The organism is Sandaracinus amylolyticus (genome assembly GCF_000737325.1).
GTDB lineage: Bacteria > Myxococcota_A > Polyangia > Polyangiales > Sandaracinaceae > Sandaracinus > Sandaracinus amylolyticus.
Window position 1 is genome coordinate 7,812,961 of record NZ_CP011125.1, and the last position, 22,682, is coordinate 7,835,642.

Annotated in this window: 18 protein-coding genes; 10 read left to right on the forward strand and 8 right to left on the reverse strand. The window is 72.0% G+C overall.

The genetic code is table 11. From position 1 onward, the window contains the following. Window positions 1–7: 7 nt before the first annotated feature. Window positions 8–997 carry an NAD-dependent epimerase/dehydratase family protein gene (locus tag DB32_RS32955; RefSeq protein WP_053236628.1) on the reverse strand — a complete coding sequence of 330 codons (990 nt, stop codon included), beginning with the start codon at window positions 995–997 and terminating at the stop codon, window positions 8–10. Between the two features lie 147 nt (window positions 998–1,144). On the opposite strand from DB32_RS32955, the gene DB32_RS32960 reads away from it, so the two are divergent. The 6 genes from DB32_RS32960 (at window position 1,145) to DB32_RS32985 (ending at window position 12,372) form a co-directional block, all read left to right on the forward strand. Continuing rightward, window positions 1,145–3,430 (forward strand): PhoX family protein, encoded by a 2,286-nt coding sequence (locus DB32_RS32960; RefSeq protein ID WP_240481278.1) that lies wholly within the window; start codon window positions 1,145–1,147, stop codon window positions 3,428–3,430. Between the two features lie 108 nt (window positions 3,431–3,538). Beyond that, window positions 3,539–5,125 (forward strand): hypothetical protein, encoded by a 1,587-nt coding sequence (locus DB32_RS32965; protein ID WP_053236630.1) that lies wholly within the window; start codon window positions 3,539–3,541, stop codon window positions 5,123–5,125. A gap of 42 nt (window positions 5,126–5,167) precedes the next feature. Further along, complete coding sequence (locus DB32_RS32970) at window positions 5,168–6,754, forward strand: serine/threonine-protein kinase (RefSeq protein WP_053236631.1); 1,587 nt, start codon at window positions 5,168–5,170, stop codon at window positions 6,752–6,754. Between the two features lie 104 nt (window positions 6,755–6,858). Then, a complete protein-coding gene (locus DB32_RS32975; protein ID WP_053236632.1) occupies window positions 6,859–8,562 on the forward strand; it encodes a hypothetical protein in 1,704 nt (567 codons plus the stop codon). After that, window positions 8,559–10,043, forward strand: a complete 1,485-nt coding sequence (locus DB32_RS32980) for a BamA/TamA family outer membrane protein (protein WP_053236633.1) — start codon at window positions 8,559–8,561, stop codon at window positions 10,041–10,043. Before DB32_RS32975 ends, DB32_RS32980 begins: the two co-directional genes overlap by 4 nt. A 28-nt stretch (window positions 10,044–10,071) precedes the next feature. Next, the gene (locus tag DB32_RS32985; protein WP_157069672.1) at window positions 10,072–12,372 is read left to right on the forward strand and encodes an Npt1/Npt2 family nucleotide transporter; all 2,301 of its coding nucleotides are present in this window, start codon (window positions 10,072–10,074) and stop codon (window positions 12,370–12,372) included. A gap of 1,133 nt (window positions 12,373–13,505) precedes the next feature. On the opposite strand, the gene DB32_RS33000 is transcribed toward DB32_RS32985, so the two are convergent. Continuing rightward, window positions 13,506–14,372 carry a phosphatase PAP2 family protein gene (locus DB32_RS33000; protein ID WP_053236637.1) on the reverse strand — a complete coding sequence of 289 codons (867 nt, stop codon included), beginning with the start codon at window positions 14,370–14,372 and terminating at the stop codon, window positions 13,506–13,508. 199 nt (window positions 14,373–14,571) lie between these two features. On the opposite strand from DB32_RS33000, the gene DB32_RS33005 reads away from it, so the two are divergent. Further along, complete coding sequence (locus DB32_RS33005) at window positions 14,572–15,855, forward strand: NTP/NDP exchange transporter (protein WP_053236638.1); 1,284 nt, start codon at window positions 14,572–14,574, stop codon at window positions 15,853–15,855. Window positions 15,856–15,861: 6 nt separating this feature from the next. Here the strand turns inward: DB32_RS33005 and DB32_RS33010 are convergent, their stop codons facing one another. The 4 genes from DB32_RS33010 to DB32_RS47395 form a co-directional block, all read right to left on the reverse strand. After that, window positions 15,862–16,272 (reverse strand): hypothetical protein, encoded by a 411-nt coding sequence (locus DB32_RS33010; protein ID WP_053236639.1) that lies wholly within the window; start codon window positions 16,270–16,272, stop codon window positions 15,862–15,864. 70 nt (window positions 16,273–16,342) lie between these two features. Continuing rightward, a complete protein-coding gene (locus tag DB32_RS33015; RefSeq protein WP_053236640.1) occupies window positions 16,343–16,687 on the reverse strand; it encodes a hypothetical protein in 345 nt (114 codons plus the stop codon). 32 nt (window positions 16,688–16,719) lie between these two features. Continuing rightward, on the reverse strand, window positions 16,720–17,403 hold the full coding sequence (locus DB32_RS33020; protein ID WP_053236641.1) for a zinc metalloprotease: 684 nt from the start codon (window positions 17,401–17,403) through the stop codon (window positions 16,720–16,722). A 28-nt stretch (window positions 17,404–17,431) separates the two neighbouring features. Then, entirely contained in the window at window positions 17,432–18,142 is a 711-nt protein-coding gene (locus tag DB32_RS47395; protein WP_157069673.1) for a hypothetical protein, read from the reverse strand. A gap of 93 nt (window positions 18,143–18,235) precedes the next feature. On the opposite strand from DB32_RS47395, the gene DB32_RS47400 reads away from it, so the two are divergent. Both DB32_RS47400 and DB32_RS33035 read left to right on the forward strand, forming a co-directional pair. After that, entirely contained in the window at window positions 18,236–19,549 is a 1,314-nt protein-coding gene (locus DB32_RS47400; RefSeq protein WP_053236643.1) for a cyclic nucleotide-binding domain-containing protein, read from the forward strand. Next, entirely contained in the window at window positions 19,546–20,349 is an 804-nt protein-coding gene (locus tag DB32_RS33035) for an MOSC domain-containing protein (protein WP_053236644.1), read from the forward strand. The genes DB32_RS47400 and DB32_RS33035 overlap by 4 nt, the downstream gene beginning before the upstream one ends. Here the strand turns inward: DB32_RS33035 and DB32_RS33040 are convergent. After that, the gene (locus tag DB32_RS33040) at window positions 20,298–20,948 is read right to left on the reverse strand and encodes a hypothetical protein (RefSeq protein WP_053236645.1); all 651 of its coding nucleotides are present in this window, start codon (window positions 20,946–20,948) and stop codon (window positions 20,298–20,300) included. The two genes, DB32_RS33035 and DB32_RS33040, sit on opposite strands and share 52 nt — an antisense overlap. A 42-nt stretch (window positions 20,949–20,990) precedes the next feature. Further along, entirely contained in the window at window positions 20,991–21,761 is a 771-nt protein-coding gene (locus tag DB32_RS33045; RefSeq protein ID WP_053236646.1) for a thrombospondin type 3 repeat-containing protein, read from the reverse strand. A 52-nt stretch (window positions 21,762–21,813) separates the two neighbouring features. On the opposite strand from DB32_RS33045, the gene DB32_RS33050 reads away from it, so the two are divergent. Beyond that, the gene (locus DB32_RS33050) at window positions 21,814–22,671 is read left to right on the forward strand and encodes a MaoC/PaaZ C-terminal domain-containing protein (RefSeq protein WP_053236647.1); all 858 of its coding nucleotides are present in this window, start codon (window positions 21,814–21,816) and stop codon (window positions 22,669–22,671) included. Window positions 22,672–22,682 lie beyond the last annotated feature (11 nt).

Below are 22,682 nucleotides of genomic sequence, written 5' to 3' on the forward strand. Positions count from 1 at the left end.
CGGAGCGTCACGACATCCCGCGCGCGCGCATCCACTCGATGCCCGCGCGGATGCCTTCGTCGGCGGGGCCGGGCGCGTAGCCGAGCTCGCGCGCGGCCTTCGCGTGCGAGAAGCGGAACCCCGGGCAGTACGCCCAGCGCACCGACATCGAGTCGATCGCGGTGGGGACGCCGACGCGATGCGCGACGTCGCCGAGCCAGCCGAACGCGGTCGCGAGCGCGCGCGGCACGACGAAGCGCGGCGCGCGGTAGCCGCCGATGCGCGCGATGCGCGTGAAGAGCTCGTGGTACGTGACGTTCTCGCCGCCGAGGATGTAGCGCTCGCCGGTGCGGCCCTTCTCGGCGCAGAGCAGCAAGCCGCGCGCGACGTCGCGCACGTCGACGACGTTGTTGGTGCCGGGCGTGCCACCGGGGATGCGCCCCTTCGCGAGCTCGACCGCGAGCCGCCCGGTGCTCGGCTTCACGTCGTAGGGGCCCCACATGAGCGTCGGGCACGCGATGACCGCGTCGATCTCGCCGGCGCGCACCGCGGCCTCGACGAGATCCTGCGCGGCGCGCTTGGTCTCGGCGTAGCCATCGAGCATGTGGTGCTCGGCGAGGTTGAACGCGTCGTCCTCGGTCGCGTCGCGCGTTCCGTCGCTCACGCCGATCGCGGCGACGGTCGAGACGTGCACGAGGCGACGCACCTTCGCGCGACGGCACGCGTCGATCACGTGACGGGTGCCGGCGACGTTGGTCGCGCGCATCACGTCGTCCGCGTCCTTGCCGGTCACGACGATCGCGGCGCAGTGGATCACGATCTCGGCGCCCGCGAACGCGCGGGCGAGATCGTCCTCCGACGCGAGGTCGGCGTCGGCCCAGCGGATCGGGAGGTGCGCGAGGTGCTCGACGCGGCTGCCCGCGCGTTTGGTGCAGACGACGTCGTGCCCCGCCGCGATCGCGACGTCCGCGAGGTTGCCGCCCACGAGCCCGCTCGCGCCGGTGATGGCGATGCGCATGGCGCGCGAGCGTGGACCGAGCGCGCGCGACCTGCACGTCACGCACCCGACCGCGCTTCGCTACACGTCGCCTCCGCGCGCGCCACGTGCGCCGCGCATCGTCCGCCGCGTCGCAAGACTGGGAGGCAACGGATGCGCAGACATTGGATGCGAGCGGCGTGTGCGCTCGCGCTGAGCGGCATGCTCGCGACGACGGGCTGCACGGGCGAGCAAGGCCCGCCGGGCGCCGACGGCATGGACGGGACCGACGGCCAGGACGGCATGGACGGTGACGACGGCACCGACGGCACCGACGGCGACGACGGCGCCGACGGAGACGACGGTGAGGACGGCACCGACGGTGAAGATGGCGAAGACGGGGTCGGCTTCGACGACTCGAGCGACATCCCGACGTTCGTGACCGAGCTCGTGGATCAGGTCGCGGCGGGCACGCTGCCCGAGGGCACGGTGTTCCCGCTCGACGCGCGCGCGACCGACAGCATGCGCGCGGTCGAGGGCCTGAAGCACGAGACGCTCGTGACGTGGCTCGAGCCGATCACGTTCCGCAGCGGCAACGACGATCCGCACTTCGGCGCGAACGCCGACTACATCGCGTACTTCGGCGACGGCTGGGACACGACCGCGGGCGACGCGCCGCAGTGGAACGGCAGCGGCACGAGCGGCTGGCTCTGGGTCAACCACGAGTACGTGTCGAACGACGGCCCGACGCCGACGACGCCGCCGAGCGGGCAGTACCTCACGCTCGCGAGCTGGATGCGCGGCCGCGGTCTGCTCGCGAACGATCCGCTCTCGAGCACCTGGGAGCAGTCGTCGATCGACGCGATCATCACCCAGACGCGCCGCCAGCTCGGCGGCAGCTGGGTGCACATCGTGCGCGATCCCGCGAGCGGCACCTGGAGCGTCGATCGCAACGCAGCGAACCGCCGCTTCGACGCGACGAGCGCGACGCTGTCGCGCGTGACCGGCATGGCGGTGAGCGCCGACACGCGCGACGACGGCACCGCGCTGCCGGCGGGCGTCGTCGCGGGCACGCTCGCGAACTGCTCGGGCGGCCAGACGCCGTGGGGCACCGTGATCACCGCGGAGGAGAACGCGCAGGACTACTACGGCGATGCCGAGGCGTGCTGGAGCGGTCAGCGCTTCACCGCGGGTCCGTGCGCGCCGGGCGGCGACGTGGCGATCGTCACTGCGCCGAGCACCTCGTCGGGCTTCGGCCGGCACTCGTCGCCGGGCGCGCGCCATCCGCGCGACGTCTACGGGTTCCTCACCGAGATCGATCCGAGCGCCGCGCCCGACGAGTGGTACGGCCGCAACACCGAGGGCGTCGGTCACCGCAAGCTCGGCGCGATGGGCCGCGCGCACTGGGAGAACGCGACGTTCGCGACCGACGAGGACTGGCAGCTGATCGAGGGTCAGCCGGTCGTCGTGTACGCCGCCGACGATCGCCAGAGCGGCCACATCTATCGCTTCGTGAGCGCGCAGCCGTACACCGCGGGCATGACGCGCGCGCAGATCCGCGCGCTGCTCGATCAGGGCACGCTCCACGTCGCGCACTTCGCCGACATGGCGCAGAACGGGTACGAGCTGCGCAGCGGCGCGTCGAGCGAGACGATGCGCGGCGCCGGCACCTGGATCGAGCTCTCGCTCACCAGCACCGACCTCGCGCCGAACGGCGCGGCGCTGGGCGATGCGACGATGACGGTCGGCGCCGCGCTCGCGAGCGCGACGTGGAACGGCATCGGCCGCTTCGCGACCGACGACGCGGTGCGCCGCGCGCTCTTCACCGCGAGCCAGAAGATCGGCGTGCGCGAGCTGAACCGCCCCGAGGACGTCGAGTGGAACCCGCGTGACCCGAGCGGCACGCCGCGGCTGTACGTCGCGTTCACCAACCAGACCGGCCAGCGCGCGCTGATGGACGACGGCTCGCTCGCGCCCACCGACGCCACCGCATACGCGACGGCGGCGTACCGCCCGAACGACACCGCGGGCTCGATCTTCGCGATCGAAGAGGGCACGCCCGCGACGCCCGCGACGAGCGACTCGTTCACGTTCTGGATCGTCGCGCGCGGCAACACCGCGAACGGCGCGTACGACTTCGGCAGCCCCGACAACCTGATGATCGACGGCTACGGCCACGTGTGGTTCGGCACCGACGGCACCTTCGGGCGCAGCGGGCACGCCGACGCGGTCTACTACCTCGATCTCGATCCCGCGCACCGCACGACGCCGACCGCGACGTACGGCCGTCCGTTCCGCGTGATCGCGGTGCCGAGCGACGCCGAGGCCACCGGGCCGACGCTCTCGAGCGACATGCGCACGTTCTTCGTCGCGGTGCAGCACCCGGGCGAGAGCGTGTGGAGCACCTGGCCCGCGACCGACCTCTACGCGCGCCCGCGCTCCGGCGTGGTCGCGATCTCGCGGCGCGCGCGCTGATCGATCGGAAGAATCGACCACGGAGACCGCAGAGGGCCACGGAGAGATTCATCTCTTCTGGACTCTGCGGCCCTCTGCGGCTCAATCCTCCTCGCCGACGGTCTCGCGATGTCCTCACGCGCACTCGTGCTCTCGATCGTGCTCGCTGCGTGCGGCGCTCCATCCGACGCGCCTGCCGATGACTACGACCCGCTCGCGACCGCGCTCGCGTCGCGCGGTCACGTCGAGAACCCCGAGGCGCCGATCCCGCCGCTCTGTTACACGGCGACCGACGGCCGCTCGAACCCTTGTTACGTCTGCCACACCGTCGGCGTCGGGCCCTTCGGGCGCGCCGACTGGGACCTCCAGGTCGAGTACGCGTTCTCCGATGCCGCGCTCGAGAACCGGTGGACCAACCTGTTCGTCGATCGCACCGAGCACGCGGCGCGCTGGGACGACGACGCGATGCTCGCGTGGATCCGCGAGGACGACTACACCGCGCTCCGCCGCGCGCTCGAGCAGCGCGAGGGCTACGCGGGCTACGTGCCCGATCTCGACTTCGATCGCGGCTTCGACGAGCGCGGCTTCGCGCGCGACGGAAGCGGCTGGCGCGCGCTGCGCTACAAGCCGTTCCCCGGCACGTTCTGGCCGACGAACGGCTCGACCGACGACGTGTTCGTGCGCCTCTCCCGCGCGCTGCGGAGCGACGCGCAGGGCGCGCTCTCGGACGAGATCCACGCGATCAACCTCGCGATCCTCGAGGCCGCGCTGACGTCCGATCCCGAGCGCGACCTCGGGCCGATCGACGAGACGATCGCGCGCGTCGATCTCGACGGCGACGGCGCGCTCTCCTCGCGTGTCACGACGATCCGCGTGCTTCCCTCGCACTACGTCGGCGGCGGCGCGGACGTGCCGGTGATCCCGTTCACGCACCCGATCGGCACCGAGTACCTGCACAGCGTGCGCTACGTCGATCCCGACGCGCCGGATCTGCGCTCGCGTCGGATGAAGGAGCTGCGCCACATGCGCCGCGTCGACGCGCCCGATCGCGGGTCGCTGCTCGCCGCGATGGAGGAGGAGCGCGAGGAGCGCGATCGCGGTCGCGTGCCGAGCTTCCGCGGCGCGCCCGACGTCGGGTATCGCAATGCGTTCGGCTGGCAGCTCCAGGGCTTCATCGAGGACGCGCGCGGGCGGCTGCGCGTGCAGACCGAGGAAGAGCACCGCTTCTGCATGGGCTGTCACGGCGGGCTCGGCGTGACGATCGACTCGGTGTTCTCGCTTCCGCGCAGAGTGCCCGGCGCGGACGGCTGGCGCGTGCAGGATCTGCGCGGGATGCAGGACGCTCCGCAGAGCGGGCACGACGTGCCCGAGATCCTCGAGTACTTCCAGCGCGTCGGCGGCGCGGACGAGCTGCGCGGCAACGACGAGATGCGCGCGCGCTTCTGGCCCGGCGGCGCGCTCGACGAGCGGTCGGTGCGGCGCGCATCGCTCGGCGGTGATCGCGATCTCGCGTGGCTGCTCGCGCCGTCGCGCGCACGCGCGCTCGATCTCGCGCGCGCCTACCGCGTGATCGTCGAGGACCAGTCGTTCACCCGAGGGCGCGACGCGACGCTGCGCCCCGCGCAGCACGTGCATCGCCGCATCGAAGAGCCCGACAGCGGCCTCGAGGCCGCGGGCCTCGTGCGCACCGACGGGCGCCTCACGCTGGACTGGTAGCCTCGCCAACACGCGCGCGCGCTCGTATCCTCGCGCGCCGCGATGGTCATCCGGGGGAACGGCGCGAGCTCGGGCGACGACGAGAGCCGCGCGTTCTACCAGGCGCGGCTCGCGCTGTTCGCGCGCGTCCTCGCGATCCTCGGGCTCGGCTTCCTCGTGCTGGTGCTCGTCGCCGAGGCGACGGTCGCGGGCATGGACGAGCTCTTCGCCGAGGTGTCCACGCGCTTCCGCGTGCTCCACGTCGCGCTGATCGCGCTCTACACGGGCATCTGGATCTTCACGCGCACCGGGCCGCGCTCGCGGCGCGTGCTCGAGGCGATCGACGTCGGCGGCAACCTGCTCGCGTACGCGATGGTGGCCCTGACGGTCTCGCGCCCGCACGTCGGGCTCGAGCGCACGATGGCGCTGCTGCTCACCGAGCTCCTCATGACGCGCGCGGTCCTCGTGCCCTCGGCGGCCTCGCGCAGCGCCGCGCTCGGCGTGATCGCGATCGCGATCTCCGTGATCACCACGTGGGCCGTCTACGCGACGAGCGGTCCCTTCGACGCGCGCGCCTGGGCCGCGATGATCGACGCGTTCGGGTGGCCTGCGTTCTCCACCGTCGTCGCGACCGTCGCGTCGCACACGATCTACGGTCTGCGCGCCGAGGTGCGCCAAGCGCGACGCCTCGGCCAGTACGTGCTCGAGGCCAAGCTCGGCGAGGGCGGCATGGGCGTCGTCTACCGCGCGCAGCACGCGCTGCTCCGCCGCCCCACCGCGATCAAGCTGCTCCCGCCGGAGCGCGTCGGCGCGGAGATGCTCGCGCGCTTCGAGCGCGAGGTCCGCCAGACAGCGCGCCTCACGCACCCCAACACGGTCCAGATCTACGACTACGGCCGCACGCCCGACGGCATCTTCTACTACGCGATGGAGTACCTGCCGGGCTGCGACCTCGAGCTCGTCGTGAACGAGACCGGCGCGATGCCGCCCGCGCGCGTCGTGCACGTCGTCGCGCAGATCGCGTCGGCGCTCGCCGAGGCGCACGAGCTCGGCCTCGTGCACCGCGACGTGAAGCCCGCGAACGTGATCCTCACCACGCGCGCCGGCGAGCACGACGTCGCGAAGGTCGTCGACTTCGGCCTCGTGAAGGACCTCGCGCGCGATCCCGCGGGCTCGATGACCCACGACGCGACGATCCGCGGCACGCCGCTCTACCTCGCGCCCGAGACGATCGGCACCGGCGACGTCGCGCCCGCGTCGGACCTCTACTCGCTCGGCGCGCTCGCGTACTTCCTGCTCACCGGCACTCACGTCTTCCGCGGCCACAACGTCGTCGAGATCTGCGCGCACCACCTCCACACGCCGCCCGAGCCGCCGAGCGCGCGCCTCGGCGCCGCGCTGCCGGAGGGGCTCGACGCGCTCGTGCTCCAGTGCCTCGCGAAGAAGCCCGGCGAGCGCCCCGCGAGCGCACGCGCGCTGCGCGCGTCGCTGCGCGCCTTGCGCATCGAGCCGTGGTCCGACGAGGACGCCGCGCGCTTCTGGACCGAGCACGGCCCGGCGCTCGAGGACGCCCGCGCTCACCGCGCGCAGCACGCCCCGCCGAGCAGCCGCGATCGCAGCGTCGCGATCGACCTCGACCGCCGCACCTGAGCCCCACCCCTCGACGCAGGCCCCATCGGCGGCGATATTCCCGCGCCATGGCGCCGCTCCGGTCCGTTCCACGCGCATTTCCTCGGGAAATCGCGCGCGGACAAATGACGCTCGTCGTCGCGCTCGCGCTCGCGCTGCTCTCCGGGTGCGGCGGCGGCCTCCGCCGGTTCCCCCTCGCCGAGCCGATGTGGCTGGATCGCGACCGTCGTCCATTCACGCCACAGCCGCCCGAGTGGTACTCGCCGTACGTCTGGGACGGCGCCGACAACAGCGTCTTCCGCCCGCTCGCCGACGTCTGGCGCTTCGAGCTCGATCGCGAGGCGGTGAACGTCAACGCGATGGACGAGGTGCCGGACTCGAGCTGGTACACCAATCGCCTCTCGCGCGGGCCGCTCTCCCCGATCCAGATCGCCTACGGCCCGTGCGCCGACGTCGACCCCGCGATCCCCGGCGTCGACGACGACGTCCCCGGCCCGCTCACGATCGTGCGCGGCAAGCCCGACGGCTCGAACCCCGGCTTCTTCGTGCGCGACGCGAACGGGCAGATGTACCTGATGAAGCCCGACGGCGATCTCCAGGCCGAGCGGCCCTCCGCGAGCGACGCGATCGCCGCGTCCGTCTACTGGTCCGCCGGCTTCTTCGCGCCCTGCAACCGCGTCGTGTTCGTGCGGCGCGAGGACCTCGTGCTCGATCCCGGGGCCGAGGTGCGGCGCACCGACGGACGTCGCGGTCCGCTCGCGCAGCAGACCGTCGACGAGATCCTCGACAAGGCGGTCGAGCTCCCCGACGGACGCCTGCGCTTCAGCCTCTCGCAGTTCATCGACGGCGAGCCGATCGCGCCCTGGACCTACGAGGGCACCTGGCCGCACGACCCGAACGACGTGATCCCCCACGAGCACCGCCGCGAGGTGCGCGGCATGTACGTGCTCTCGTCGTGGCTCAGCCACATCGACTCCCGCCAGGAGAACACGATGTCGGCGTGGATCGAGGTCGAGGGCGATCGCGGCTACGTGCGCCACTACATGATCGACTTCAGCGACACGCTGGGGATCCTCTTCACGTGGGACGCGCTCGCGCGGCGCTTCGGGCACTCGGGCTACTTCGACGTGCAGCACCTGACCGAGGACTTCCTCACGCTCGGTCTGCTCGATCGCCCGTGGCACCACGCGCAGTACGGCGCGGCCGGCAACATCCTCGGCTACTACGATCTCGAGCGCTACGAGCCCGATCAGTGGCGCCCCGGCTACGGCAATCCCGCGTACGAGCGCATGACCGAGCACGACGCGGCGTGGATGACGCGCATCGTCGCGCGCATCGGCGACGAGCACCTGCGCGCGCTGATCGATCGCGGTCGCTGGTCGAGCCTCACGGTGCGCGACGAGGTGTTCCGCATCGTGCGCGGCCGTCGTGATCGTGTGCTCGAGCGCTGGCTCACGCGCCTCTCGCCGCTGACCCAGCCGGTGCCCGAGCAGGACGGCGCGCGCGTGTGCGTGGAGGACCTCGCGCTCACGTCGGGGCTGCGCGATCCCGACACCCGCGTGTATCTCGCGCGCGGGTTCGCGGGCGACGACTACGAGCCGCGCGCCGTCGCGCTCGAGACGCGCGCCGAGGGCCGCGTGTGCGTCGAGATGCCGCGCGTCGCGGGCGCGAGCCACGACCACCCCGGCTACGTCATCGCGGAGATCGTCGCGCGCAGCGAGGGCCGCGAGACCACCGGCCCGCTCCGCCTCCACGCCTACGATCTCGGCGACGAAGTGCGCATCGTCGGGCTCGAGCGCCTCCACGGCGTCGAGGAGCCGCGCCGATGACCACCCGCACACCGCTCGTCGCGCTCGTCGCGATCACGATCGCGATCTCGCCCGCGATCACCCCCGCTCTCGCCCACGCGCAGACCGGTCAGGACGGCGAGGACGGCCAGGACCTCGGCCCCGGCGCGAGCGCCGCCGAGCAGCAGCGCCGCGCCGACGACTCCGCGGGCGATCAGGGCATGGAGGACGATCGCGAGGGCGATCCTCCGTCGATCGGCCGCCGCGAGGTCCCCGACTTCGACGGCCGCCCCGATCCCGGCATCTCGTTCGAGGACGCGATCCTCTGGGTCCCGCGCGTCCTCTTCTATCCGCTGCACCTCGTCTTCGAGTGGATCATCCGGCGCCCGCTCGGATGGATCCTCACGACCGGCGAGCGCGAGCGCTGGGGCGCGTTCCAATTCCCGCCCTTCGCCGAAGAAGAGCCGGAGTGGGGCCTCGTGCCGACGCTCTTCGTCGACTTCGGCTTCCAGCCGAGCGGCGGGCTCTACCTCTGGACCGACAACGTCGTCGTGCCGCGCAACGGGCTGCGCTTCCAGCTCGGCTTCGGCGGCATCGACTGGCTGCGCGCGTCGGTCCTCGATCGTTATCGCTTCGACGATCAGGGCACGATGATGCAGGTGAAGGTCGTCGGCACCATGCGCCCCGACTACCTGCTCGCCGCGATCAACGGCGAGGGCGAGAGCGACGAGCTCGTCCGCTATGGCGCGCGCTCGATCGAGGGCGAGGTCGCCGTGGCGTTCCGCCCGTGGCGCTCGAGCCACCTGCGCATCGAAGCCGGGGTGCGCGGCTACGAGTTCTACGACACCGACTGGGTCAACGACGAGCGCGGCGAGCAGACGATCAGCGACGGCGTCGCGCAGGGCTGGTTCGAGTATCCGCCCGGCTGGGAGGGCTACGTCGCGTACCGACAGCGCCTCGAGGGCTCGATCGACACGCGCCAGCGCCGGCCGATCGAGGGCAGCGGCGTGCGCGTCGAGGGCTACGTCGAGCAGGGCTTCGATCTCGCCGAGGCGCAGGATCGACGCTGGCTGACGTACGGCGGCGCGGTCGGTGCGTACTGGGAGATCAGCCAGGGCCGCACGCTCGGCCTCTGGGGCGGCGCGGAGTTCGCGACCGCGCTCGGCAGCCTGCCCGTCCCGTTCACCGAGCTGCCCGATCTGTCGGGCCGCGGCCGCATGGTCGGCTTCCGGCGCGGATGGCTCTACGGAGAGAGCATCGCCTGGGCGACGCTGGAGTACCGTTATCCCATCTGGATCACCGTCGACGGCTTCGTGAACGTCACCACCGGAAACGCATTCGGCGCAGAGCTCGACGGGTTCGATCCCGCGAAGCTGCGCATGTCGTTCGCGCTCGGCCTGCGCACGGTCGGCGATCCCGATCAGTCGTTCACGATCCAGATCGGGTTCGGCACCGACACCTTCGAGCGCGGCGCCGAGCCCGCCGTGCTGCGCATCACCGCGGGCATGCAGGAAGGCTTCTGACGATGGCGCGGCGAGGGGCGAAGCCGGCGTGACGAACGGTCGCGCATCCTTGCCGCCCTCGGCCAAGCGCGCGGAGCTCTTCCTCGCCGGCGGCGCGGCGGCGCTGCTCGTCGCGCAGCAGGTCGCGGGCAAGGCCACGCGCGACGCGCTCTTCCTCACCTCGTTCGATCCGCGCCGCCTGCCGATCGTCATGGGCGCGGGCGCGCTCCTCTCGCTGCTCGCCGTGCTCGCGATGTCGAACGCGATGGCGGTGCGCGGCCCCTCGCGCACCGTGCCCGCCGCGCTCGGCGTGAACGCGACGTTCTTCGCGATCGAGTGGCTCGCGCAGCCGCTCTTCCGCGACGGAGTCGCGGTCGCGATCTACCTGCACGTCGCGGCGCTCGGCTCGGTGCTCATCAGCGGGTTCTGGACGCTCGTGTCCGAGCGCTACGATCCCCGGCGCGCGCGCGCGTTCGTCTCGCGCGTCGCGGCGGGCGGCACGTTCGGCGGCGTGCTCGGCGGCGTGTCCGCCGACGTGATCGCGGGCAACCTCGGCGCGCGCCCGATGCTGCTCGTGCTCGCGGGCGCGAGCGTCGCGTCCGCCGCGCTGATCCACCGCTTCGCGGGCGCGCTGCCCGACGTCGAGGGCGCCACCGTCTCCGAGCCACAGACGGCGCGCGCGCTGAAGCTCGTCGGGCGCACGCCGTACCTGCGCACGCTCTCGGCGCTCTCGCTGCTCGCCGCGGTGTGGGCCGCGCTGCTCGACTACGCGTTCAAGGCGCAGGCCGACGCGGCGTACGTCGACGAGACCTCGCTCGTGCGCTTCTTCGCGTGGTTCTACACGGGCACCAGCCTCGTCACGTTCCTCGTGCAGACCGGGCTCGGGCGCACCGTGCTCGATCGGCTCCCGCTCTACGGAACGGTCGCGCTCTCGCCGCTCGTGGTCGCGTTCGGTGGCCTCGGCATGCTGCTCGGTCTGCCGTTCGCCGCGCTGATCGCGCTGCGCGGCGCCGAGAGCGTGCTCTCGAACTCGCTCTATCGATCGGCGTACGAGCTCTTCTTCACGCCGCTGCCGCCGCAGACGAAGCGGCCGACCAAGACGCTCGTCGACGTCGCCGCGACGCGGGTGGGCGACGCGCTCGGGAGCCTCGCGATCCTCGCGCTCATCTACGGGTGGCACGACATGCCGGGCATCGTGCCCGCCGTGGTCGCGGCGGGCGCGGCGCTGTTCTCGCTGCTGCTGGTGCCCTCGATCGCGCGCGGCTACGTCGAGTCGCTGCAGGAAGCGCTGCGCAGCGGGACGCTCGAGCTCGACGAGCAGAGCGCGCTCGACGCGACGACGCGCCGCACGCTCTCCGACACCGCGATGGCGATCGATCGCGAGCGCCTGCTCGCGGAGATCGAGTCGCTGCGCCGCCAGAGCCCGGCGCTGACCAGCATCGAGGCCGCGGCGATCGCCGCCGCGACCGCCGACGTGCAGTCGCACCCCGAGCCGCAGGTCGAGGGCGAGGCGCCGTCCGCGGTGGTGCCCACCGAGCCGAGCATCGTGCAGCGCTTCGCCGCGATCGCGTCGGGCGCGATCGATCGCACACGCGCCGCGCTCGACGCGCCGCTCGAGCCCGAGCTCGTCCCGATCACGCTGCACCTGCTCGCCCACCCGGAGCTCGGCCGCGACGCGATCGCCGCGCTCCGGCGCGTCGCGCCGAGCATCACCGGCACGCTGATCGACGCGCTGCTCGATCTGCGCACGCCGTTCGAGATCCGGTTCCGCATCCCGCGCGTGCTGCGCGTGAGCACGTCGCGCCGCGCGGCCGAGGGGCTGATCATGGGGCTCGACGATCCGCGGCTCGAGGTGCGCTTCCAGTGCGCGCGCGCGCTGGTGCACCTGGCGTCGACCGACCCCGCGCTCGCGCCGCCGACGACGGTGGTGTTCGGCGCGGTCGAGCGCGAGCTGGGCGAGCGCGGCGCGACGTGGAGCGCGGTCGCGACGATCGCGCCGCACGATCCGAACCACCCCGACCACCACGACGACGAGCCGATCTCGCTCGACGAGCTGGTGCGCATGCGCGCGAGCCGCAGCCTGCAGTACGTGCTCACGCTGCTCTCGCTGGTGGTCGAGGGCGAGTCGCTGCAGCTCGCGCTGCGCGGCCTCTCGGCGCACGACGAGAAGATCCGCGGCACCGCGATCGAGCTGCTCGAGAACGTGGTGCCCGAGCCGGTGCGCAGCTCGCTGATCCCGGTGCTCGCGGCCCGCCCGCGCTCGGAGATCCGCGCGCGCAGCCGCGAGGAGATCGTCGCGGAGCTGCTGCGCTCCCAGGAGAGCCTCCCGATCGTGCGCCCTCGGGGCTGAGCCCGCTGAGGGGAGCTCCGCTGAGGGGAGCAGGAGAATTGCCGCTGAGGAGAGCAGGAGGAGCAGGAGGTTGGGGGCTCGCCTTCGCTCGTCTCGTGCGTTCCGTGTCTGCTTCGGCGAACGTCGCGCGCCGCGAGCTCGGATCGATCGGCTTCGGACACGAGTCGACGCAGCTCGAGCGCGTTCGATCGCGATCGGACGCGGGTCGATCGAGCTTCGATCGCGACCGGACGCGGGTCGATCGAGCTTCGATCGCGATCGGACGCGGATCGATCGAATTTCGATCGCGATCTGACACGGATCGATCGAATTTCGGTCGCGATCTGGCGAGAGATCGCTCGAATTCGCGGCACTTTCGACGCGTCTCGCCAAGCTCCGACGGGAGGGGGGTGGGAAGGCCAACTTCCGGGGGTCGGAAGGCCAGCTCCTGGCCATCCATCGCCACGCCTCGGGGATCTCGACGCCAACCGGCGGCGGTCGAGCCCTCCCGATGCGGCGATCGAACCCTCCGCAGGCGGTGATCGAACCCTCCCGAGGCGCCGATCGAGCCCGCCGAGGCGCCGATCGATCGCCGCGCGACGGCAATTCACACCCACGCGACCGGGATCGCTCCCCTCCTCGACGACGTGGAGCGCCGGCGAGGCCCGCGTCGAGCTCGTGCACGCGCGCCTCGACGCCGCGCAGCGCCGACGCGATCCGCGTCGAGCTCGTCGACGCGCTCGAAATCTCGCGCGACAGCGCGCACACGCGCGCCTCGACGCCGCGCAGCGCCGACGCGACCCGCGTCGACGCGCTCGAAATCTCGCGCGACAGCGCGCACACGCGCGCAGCGCGGTGCTACGCGCGAGCGCCCGGGCCGCGGCGGAGCGCGGACCGGTCGCGAGCCATCGCCACCTCACCACGCGAGGCGGCAGACACGCGGTACCGGGCGTGGGGAGGAGGGTCCGGCGGGGCCACGCAGCGGGGCTCGCAGACACCTCGGCGAGGCTGACGTGGTCGCTTCGCGGCAGAGCGCGACGCGCGCGCCGCGAACGACCCTCCGCCTCCCGACGCTCGCGCCGCGTGCGTCCGGCAGCCGCGAGTACCGCCCCGCCGGACCCTCCTCCCCGCGCCGCGCGCCGAAGCGCCTCCGGTCAGAACGTCCCGCTGAACGTCGGCCCGATCATCACCGGCGGCGGGCCTTCGAGCGCTTGCGGCGTGACCGGCGTCGCTTGTGCGTGATCGATCTCGGGCACGATCGCGAGCGGCAGGAAGAAGCCGACGAGGAAGCCGAGCGTCGCGCCCACCAGCACGTCGGAGAGGTAGTGGCGGTCCGACACCACGCGCAGCAGACCGGTGGTCGCGGCCATCGCGAGCGACACGCCGCACGCCGTCGCGTCGGCCGCGACGTTCCCGTACATGCCGCGCACCGCGTGCATCGAGCACATGAAGCCGGCCGACGTGAACGTGACGCCGCTGTGCAGGCTGTAGAACGACGAGAAGATGTCGGAGTCGTCGCAGCCGTGGCGACTCGGATCGTCGGCGCAGTCGCGCTCGAACGGACGCGCGCGGCCGGCGACGCGCTTCACGATCTCGCCCGCGCCGAGCGTCACGCCGAGCGCGAGCAGGTGCGCGAACGACGCACGCCACGCGAGCTCGCCGTTGCCCTGGGCGAGCGGCGTCGCGAGCCCGTCGACGAGCGCGACGAGCGGCACCGTGAGCAGCAGCACGTCGCTCACGTGGCGCGCGATCTCCTGGTCCTCGACCGCGCTGAGGCGGATCGCCGAGCGGAACGCCTCGTCGAAGAGGATGCCCCCGCGCCAGCGCCCGTCGCTCACCCGCGCTGGCGCGAGCGTGAGCGCGAAGTCGCGCACCGGCTCGACGATCGTCGGCGGCACCGGCGACGTCACGCCCGACGACGCGGGGCGCGCGGGGTCGGGCTCCTGCGCGGACGCGATCGGGACGCTCGCCAGGAGCGCGATCACGAGCGCGGAGATACGGAGGAGCGGAGTCTTCGCCAAGCTCGACAGCTCGCTGGGCAGGACGTGGACGGACGGAGCGCGGCGGAAACCCTGAGACACGGATCGCGAATGCGCCAGGGTTGCTGCCCGAACGTGCAGGCTCGCAACGACGGGCGTGGTGCCCATCATCGAGGCAAGCTGCGCGACCCCAGTGCCAACGAATACCGAGAAGAAATCGCCGCTGCGCTCCCTCCTGGACGTGCGCCCCGGCGAGTGGCCGCTGGCGATCCCGATGTTCGCCCAGTTCTTCCTGGTGATCGCGACGTTCTGGGTCCTCAAGCCGATCAAGAAGGGGATCTTCGTCGCGTTCTACGACGAGCACGGCCTCGACCTCGGCGGCTGGCACCTCGAGGCGGCGCAGGCCGAGCTGCTCGCGAAGGTCGCGAACATGGTGGTCGCCGCGCTCGCGGTGGTCGTGTTCTCGGCGCTCTCGCGCACGCTGCGGCGCGAGAAGCTCACGTTCGTCTTCGCGGGCTTCTTCGTGGTCGCGCTCGCGGTGTTCGCGCTGGTGATCGGCGACCCCGGGCACTTCGTCGTGTGGTCGTTCTACCTGCTGGGCGACCTCTACACGACGCTGATGGTCGCGACGTTCTTCGCGTTCCTGAACGACAGCGTCAGCCCCGACGACGCGAAGCGCCTCTACCCGCCGATCGTGCTCGGGGGCGTCGCCGGCGGCGCGTTCGGCAGCTCGGTGCTCTCGGCGTGGATCGACTCGATCGACCACGCGACGTGGATCTGGATCTGCGTGGGCACCACGGTGACGGCGGCGCTGCTGGCGGGGCTCGCGGGGCGCGTCGTCGCGCGTCGTGAGCCCGAGCCGGCGCGCGAGCCCGAGGCGCGCGAGCCGGAGGCGGGCAACCCGGTGATCGCGGGCGCGCGGCTCGTCGCGCGCTCGCCGTATCTGCTCGCGATCGCGGCGATCGTGGGCCTCTACGAGATCGTGTCGACGCTGCTCGACTTCCAGTTCACGTCGACGGTCGCGCACTTCCTCGACGACGAGGCGATCGGCGAGCAGTTCGCGCTCGTGTTCACGATCACCAACGTCGCCGCGCTCTTCGTGCAGATCTTCGTGACGACGTTCGTGATGAGCCGCTTCCCGCTCGTCGTCTCGCTGATGACGACGCCGCTGGTGATCCTCGGCGCCTCGATGGGCTACCTGATCGTGCCGATCCTCTGGACCGGCAGCTTGCTCAACACCGCCGACAACGCGTTCAGCTACTCGATCAACCAGTCGGCGAAGGAAGCGCTCTACACGCCCACGAGCCGCGACGAGAAGTACAAGGCGAAGGCGTTCCTCGACATGTTCGTGCAGCGCTTCGCGAAGTCGATCGCGGTCGGCGTGAGCCTGCTCGTGACGACGGTCTTCACCGACTTCTCGACGATCCGCTGGCTGAGCATCGCGGTGGTCGCGCTGGTCGCGGTGTGGCTCTTCGCGGCGCGCTACGCGGGCATGCGCTTCCGCGAGATGACCCACGACCGCTGAGCGCCGTCAGAGCGAGGGCCAGATCACCTCGAAGAAGACGATGATGCCGACCAGCGAGACGACCCAGGTCAGGCATCCGCACCCGATCGGCGCGCCGACCGCGACGCCGGTGCCCTTCTTCCGCAGCAGCAGCGCGACGATCCAGGGGAAGAGCCCCGCGACGATCGTCGGCACCGTCACGTAGGAGACCTCCATCGCGAAGCGCTCGCTCTCGTTCGCGGCGACGATGCCGGTGACCGCGCACGCGAGGAACGAGCCGAGCAGGAAGAGCACCGAGAGGATCACGCCGATCCACGTGCCGTTCGGCTCGTTGGGCCCGCCCGGCGGCGTGACCTGCGGCGGCTGCGGCGCCCAGCCCTGGCCCGGCGGCGGCCCCGGCTGCGAGTACGACGGCGGAGGCGCGCCATAGCCCGGCACCGGCGCGCCACCGCCCTGCGGCGGCCCCAGCCGCCCCCTCCGCCCGGCGGCGGCGTCCCCCCCGGCACGCTCACGCGCCCGCGCTCCACGCGGCGCGCACCGCGTCGATGAGGCCCATCTCGGAAGGCGAGATCGTGTCCGCCGCGGCGATGCCCGCGAGCACGCCGAGGATCAGCTCGCGCGCCTCGGGCCGCGTGACCTTGAGCGTCGCGGTGCGGATCCCCTGCTCGTCGGGGAACGCCTGCGCCGAGTCCGAGATGACTTTCCAGAACGCGTCGCGCCCGCCGAGCTCGTCGCCGATGCGATCGATGCGCGCCTCCTCGAGGTCCGAGAACGACCCGTCCGCGCGCACGATCAGCCTCACGAGCCCGCCGAGCGCGAGCTTCTCTTCCGCCGTCAGATCCTGGAGCTGCATAGACGGCGGAGACTACCCGATCGCGCAGCGTTTCACTGCACGTCGCGCTTGCGCTTGCCGGGCGACGAGTCGCGCGCGGCGTCGGCGAGCGCGCGGCGCACGGTCTCGCGCACCTTCTCCTCGTCGACCTCGCCGAGCTCGAGCTCGCGCTCGGCACCTCGCGTCGGCACGCGCACCTCGATCCGCTCGCGCGCGACGCGCGCCGCGCGGCGGCCCCGACGCTCGCGCCACAGGCGAGGCAGCTTCCACGCGTCCGCTCCGTCGAGCGGCGGGAGCGGCATCAGGTTGAGCGCCATGATCCACACGTTCGTCCAGGTCAGCGCGGAGAGCAGCTGCGCGACGAACGGGCTCGTGATCGGCACGAATGCCGCGACCACGAGCGCGGCGACGAGCAGCACGGCCTGCGCGAGGACGCCGCCCCACGCGACGACCGAGCGCTGCCACTGCGAGACCGAGCCGCCGCCGTAGCGCGCTTGTCCGCCGAGCGCGTGGATCTCGATCGAGCGCGCGTGGAGCCCGACGCGCCGCATGAGGAACGCGTGCCCCATCTCGTGCAGCCCGACGATCAGCAGGTACCCGAGCCAGAACCCGGGCACGAACGCGAAGCGCCCGAAGAGCAGCATCCCGAGCGGCGTGCTCCAGTGCACGCGGATCGGCGTTCCCTTCCAGCGCGCGACCGTCACGTAGCCGGTGTCGAACATCGCTGCGCTCAGCATGCCATGCGGCGTGCCGACCCGCTCCGGCCTACCCGCGAAGACCGAGCCGCGCGCCGAGCAGGAGCGCGAGCTCCTCGACCGTGACCTCTTCGCCGCAGCGCACGACGGGCACGTCGCGCCCGAGCACGTCGCGCGCGCGCTGCGCGAGATCCTCCTTCGTGCCCCATGCGAGCACCGCCACGATCGAGGCGCCCTCGGCGCGCAGCGCGTCCTTCGCGATCGCGTCGGCGCTGCGCCCGTCGAGCACCAGCGCGCACGGCGCGGACCCGAGCGCCCCGACGCGGATCGCCTCGCCGAGCTCGGGGTGTCCCACCACGACCGCGCGCCCCTCGAGCTCGAGCCGGATGCCCGCCGCGAGCCGCACGTCGCTCGAGATCACGATCACGCGCGGGCGCTTGGCGCCTCCCTCGTCGGGCGACCACGTCGCGCCGTTCGCGGTGGGCGCGCCACCGTCGCGCCAGTCGATCGCCGCGATCACGCGCGCGAGCCGATCGCTCACTCCGTCCGCGGCTTCTTCGCCGAGGCGGGCGACGATCTCGGCGCGGAGCCAGAGCTCGACGAAGCGCCGCAGCGCGCGCGGCGATCGCGGTACGCCGGTGAGCGAGGCGCGCTCGAGCGCGACCTGGAGCGCGCGCTCCGCGACCTCGTCGGGCGCGTACGCGGAGATCGCCTCACGCACCGCGCGTCGCAGCGGATCGGCGGGGTCATTGGCGGGCGGGGGGCGGCGGCTTCCGCTCACGACACGGCATCGTTCCACTCTCACCGAAACGCCGCAACAACTGCGTGCGCTTCCCGAGAGACGGGCCGTTCGGGCAGACTCGTTCGTCCGACCATGCAGATCCACGTCGCCTCCGCCACCGACGTCGGCCGCGAGCGCACCCTCAACGAAGACTTCTGTCTCGTCGACCCCGCGCTGGGCCTCTACATCGTCTGCGACGGGATGGGAGGCCACGCAGCGGGCGAGATCGCCTCGCGCACCGCGGCGTCCACCGTGCAGGCCTACGTCCGCGATCGCCAGGACGTGCTGCGCGCGATCGATCGCGGCGAGCAGCCGATCGAGAGCGCCGCGGTGCTCATGCGCGAAGCGGTCGAGACCGCGTCGCGGACCATCTACGAGATGGGCAAGAACGACCGCGGCAAGAAGGGCATGGGCACGACCTGCGTCGCGCTGCTCGTCCGCGGCGGCAAGGGCGTGATGGCGCACGTCGGCGACTCGAGGCTCTACCTCGTGCGCCAGGCGCGCCTCTACCAGCTCAGCGAGGATCACACCTTCATCCAGGAAGCGCTGCGCTGCGGGATGCTCACGCCCGAGCAGGCGAAGCAGAGCGAGCACCACAACATCGTCACGCGCGCGGTCGGTCCGCTCGAGCGCGTGATCGTCGACACGCTCGTGTTCGACATGATCGTCGACGACACGCTGCTGCTCTGCAGCGACGGCCTGCACGGGTATCTCGGCGAGGGCCAGGAGCTCCCGACGCTGCTCTCGACCGCCGATCTCGACGCGGTCTCGCGTCGCCTGGTCGATCTCGCGAACCAGCGCGGCGGCAGCGACAACATCACCGCGGTGGTGCTCCGCGCGAGCGCGCACGCAGCGAGCCGCGAAGAGGACGCGCAGCGCACCACGATCGTCAACCAGACGTTCGAGACGCTGCAGCACGTCGATCTCTTCGTGGAGCTCACGATGCCGGAGCTCGTGCGCGTCTCGAACGCGTGCCGCTGCGTCGAGCTCGGCGCGGGCGAGGTCGTGATCGGCGAGGGCGAGGCGAGCGAGACGCTCTTCCTGCTGATCGACGGCGCGGTCGAGGTCGTGCGCAGCAACGTGCGGCTCGCCGAGCTCGGCCCGGGCAGTCACTTCGGCGAGATGGCGCTGCTCAGCCAGCGCCCGCGCTCCGCGACGGTGCGCACGACCGCGGAGACGCGCCTGCTCGCGCTCGATCGCCAGCAGTTCTACGGGCTGCTCCAGCAGGACCCGGTGCTCGCCGGGAAGTTTCTCTGGAAGCTCGCGCAGACGCTGAGCCTGCGGCTCGACGACTTCTACCTCTATCACGAGCAGGTGCTCGGGATGCCGGTGAAGTCCACACTGCGCTTCGGCCTCTACCCGTCGCCGTTCAACCATCCGGCGGGCAGCGGCTCGGGCCAGACGTGAAGCTCTCCGGGATCAGCCGCTTCCCCATCAAGTCGTGCCGCGGCAGCGACGTCGAGCGCGCGCACGTCGAGCGCCGCGGCATCACGGACGATCGACGGTGGATGATCGTCGACGCCGACGGTCGCTTCGTCACGCAGCGCGAGGACGCGCGGCTCGCGCTGATCGACGTGACGCTCGAGGACGATCGACTGCGGCTCGGCGCGCCCGGCGCGAGCGCGATCGAGATCCCGTCGCGCCTCGATGCCGGCGCGCGCGTGTCGGTCACGGTGTGGCGCAGCACGGTCGACGCGATCGCGCATGCCGACGCGAGCGCGTGGCTCTCCGAGCACCTCGGGCGCACCGTGCGCGTCGTGTACATGCCCGACGACGTGCGCCGGGGCATCAACGAGAAGTACGCGCAGCAGGGCGACGTCGTGTCGTTCGCCGACGGCTATCCGCTGCTGCTCGCGACGCGCGAGTCGCTCGCGGATCTCGAGGCGCGCGCGGGCACGTCGCTGGAGATGCGTCGCTTCCGACCGAACGTGGTGATCGAGGGCGCGCCGGCGTGGGCCGAGGACGGCTGGTCGCGCCTGCGCATCGGTCGCATCGTGTTCCGCGCGCCGAAGCCATGCGATCGGTGCGTGATCACGACGATCGATCCGAGCACCGCGATCGCCGGCAAGGAGCCGCTGCGCACGCTCGCGAAGTTCCGTCGCACCACGGACGGCAAGGTGCTCTTCGGGGTGAACCTGATCCCCGAGCTCGACGATCACGAGTCGGTCGAGATCTCGATCGGCGACGAGGTCGAGATCCTCGCCTGATCTTCGGCGTCGAGCGCCGCGACGCGGCGTCCCGCGACGAGCACCACGAGCGCGACGACGAGGCCGATGCCGCACGGCACCGCGAGCGCGACGTACGCGGGGCCCGCGTCGCGATACGGATCGAGCAGGAGCGGCAGCGGGAAGAGCACCCAGATCAGCGCGTGGTGACACACGGCGTGAAGCGCGGTCGCGCGCGCGACGCTCGGCGCGCCCGCAGCACGGTGCGCGAGCGCGTGGCCCGCGCGGAAGAGCGTGAACGCCAGCGCGGTGCCCGAGACCAAGGAGGCGCCGACGACGAGCGCGCCGATCACCACGCGCGGCTCGTGCGATCCGACCAGCATCGCCGCCAGCACCGCGCCCGCGGGCACGAGCACGACGAGCGTGATCGCGCCCCACATCGACGTGAGCAGCGCGGCGGTCACGACCGAGAGCGGCACGCGACGCGCGGTCTCGCGCGTCACGCGCCCCGCGCGATACGCACCCTCCCCCGCTGCGACCGGCGCGCGCGACACGCCCCAGCGATCAGGCGCCTCGAGCAGCAGGCAGACGCCGGCCACGCCGGCCACCACAGCGGGCACGACCACGCAGAGCCACTCCATCGCTCACCTCGCGTTCGTCGACGATCGAACGCTGAGGTCGGTTCAGAGGCAGGGCGAGACGGGGCACCAGACTTCGTCTTCGAGCCGTCCGCTGCCCGGCACCACGACGAGCGTGAGGCGCTCGGTCGCGACCACCACTCCGTCGTCGCGCTTCACGGTGTACTGGAACGGATAGGCCCGCATGCACTCGCGCGCCTCGCCCGAGAACTGGAAGCGCACTTCGTAGATCAGGAGCGTCCGACCGCGCACGCCGATGAACGACTGCGTGGCCTCGTCGAGCTCGAACACGTTCGCCATCGGCTCCGCGCCGACCGGGCCCGCGCCCGCGAAGTACGCGTCGGCGTCGACGTCGTCGGGCACCACCTGCGCGGCGGGCGTGAACGATCCGCTGAACGTCTCGCCCGAGCCCTCGACCGCGATCGAGACCGTCGCGCGCGCGGTGCCCGTCGCGGTCTCGCGCAGGAAGATCACGCGATCGGCGTTGGGCGACGTGCGCGAGAGCGGGTTGTGCCCGAGCGAGACCTCGGTGAGGTCGGAGTAACCGTCGGCGTCGGTGTCGGGGTCGTCGATGCGCAGCCCGCGCGAGCGCTCGTGCTCGTCGCAGAGCCCGTCGCGATCACTGTCGTCGCCGCCGCCGTCGCCCTCCGGTCCCGCATCGAAGAGCCACGGGTTGCGGCGTCGCGGACACCCCGAGGTCGTCGCGGCGAGCATCACCAACGCGGCGAGCACCGCGATGGAGCGGAGCGTGCGGGCGAAGAACGTCGTCCGGAGGCTCACGCGCAGGAGCGTGCGCGGGCTCACGTGCGAGGTCAAACGCTCACCCTCCGTGTTGACCGCTTCGCGCGCACGACGCTAAGCCAGCGCGATGCCCAAGCCTTTGAATCCCGCTGCGATCGGGGCCGAGAGCGAAGCGCTCCAGTTCACGTACCGCTGGCAGGACGCCGCGCTCTACGCGCTCGGCATCGGTGCGACGCAGACGGACCTCGGGTTCCTCTACGAGCACAGCGAGCCCGCGATGCGCGTCTTCCCGACGTACGCGGTGATCCCGACGTTCGAGGCGTGCAAGGCGCTCTTCGACGTCGTCGGTGGTGATTTCTCGGGCGTGGTGCACGGCGGACAGACGATTCGTCTACACAAGCCCTTCCCGGCAGCCGGAACGCTCACCACGGTCGGTCGCGTCGCGAACGTCGGCGACCTCAAGCGCATGGCGCAGGTGATCTTCGCGACGAAGACGACCGACGAGACCGGCGCGCTCGTGTGCGAGACCGAGTGGACGATCATGTACCTGCTCGACGGCGGGTATGGCGGTGAGCCGCCGCCGAAGAGCGTCCGCATCCGCGCGCCGGAGCGCGAGCCCGACTGGGTCGTCGAGGAGAAGACCTCGCCGGAGCAGGCGCTGCTCTATCGCCTGAGCGGTGATCACAACCCGCTGCACGCGGATCCGAAGGCCGCGGAGAAGGCCGCGAAGGTCACCGAGGGCAAGCCGATCCTCCACGGCCTCTGCACGTACGGCTTCATCGGTCGCGCGATCCTCGCGAACGAGTGCGGAAACGATCCGTCGCGCCTGCGCGCGTTCAGCGGTCGCTTCAGCAAGCCGGTCTGGCCCGGCGACACGATCATCACGCGCGGATGGCGCGAGGACGGTCGCGTGCTCGTCGTCGCGGGCACGAAGGAGCACCCCGAGGAGCCGGTGTTCACCAACGCGTTCGCAGAGATCGTCTGAGGAGAGACTCG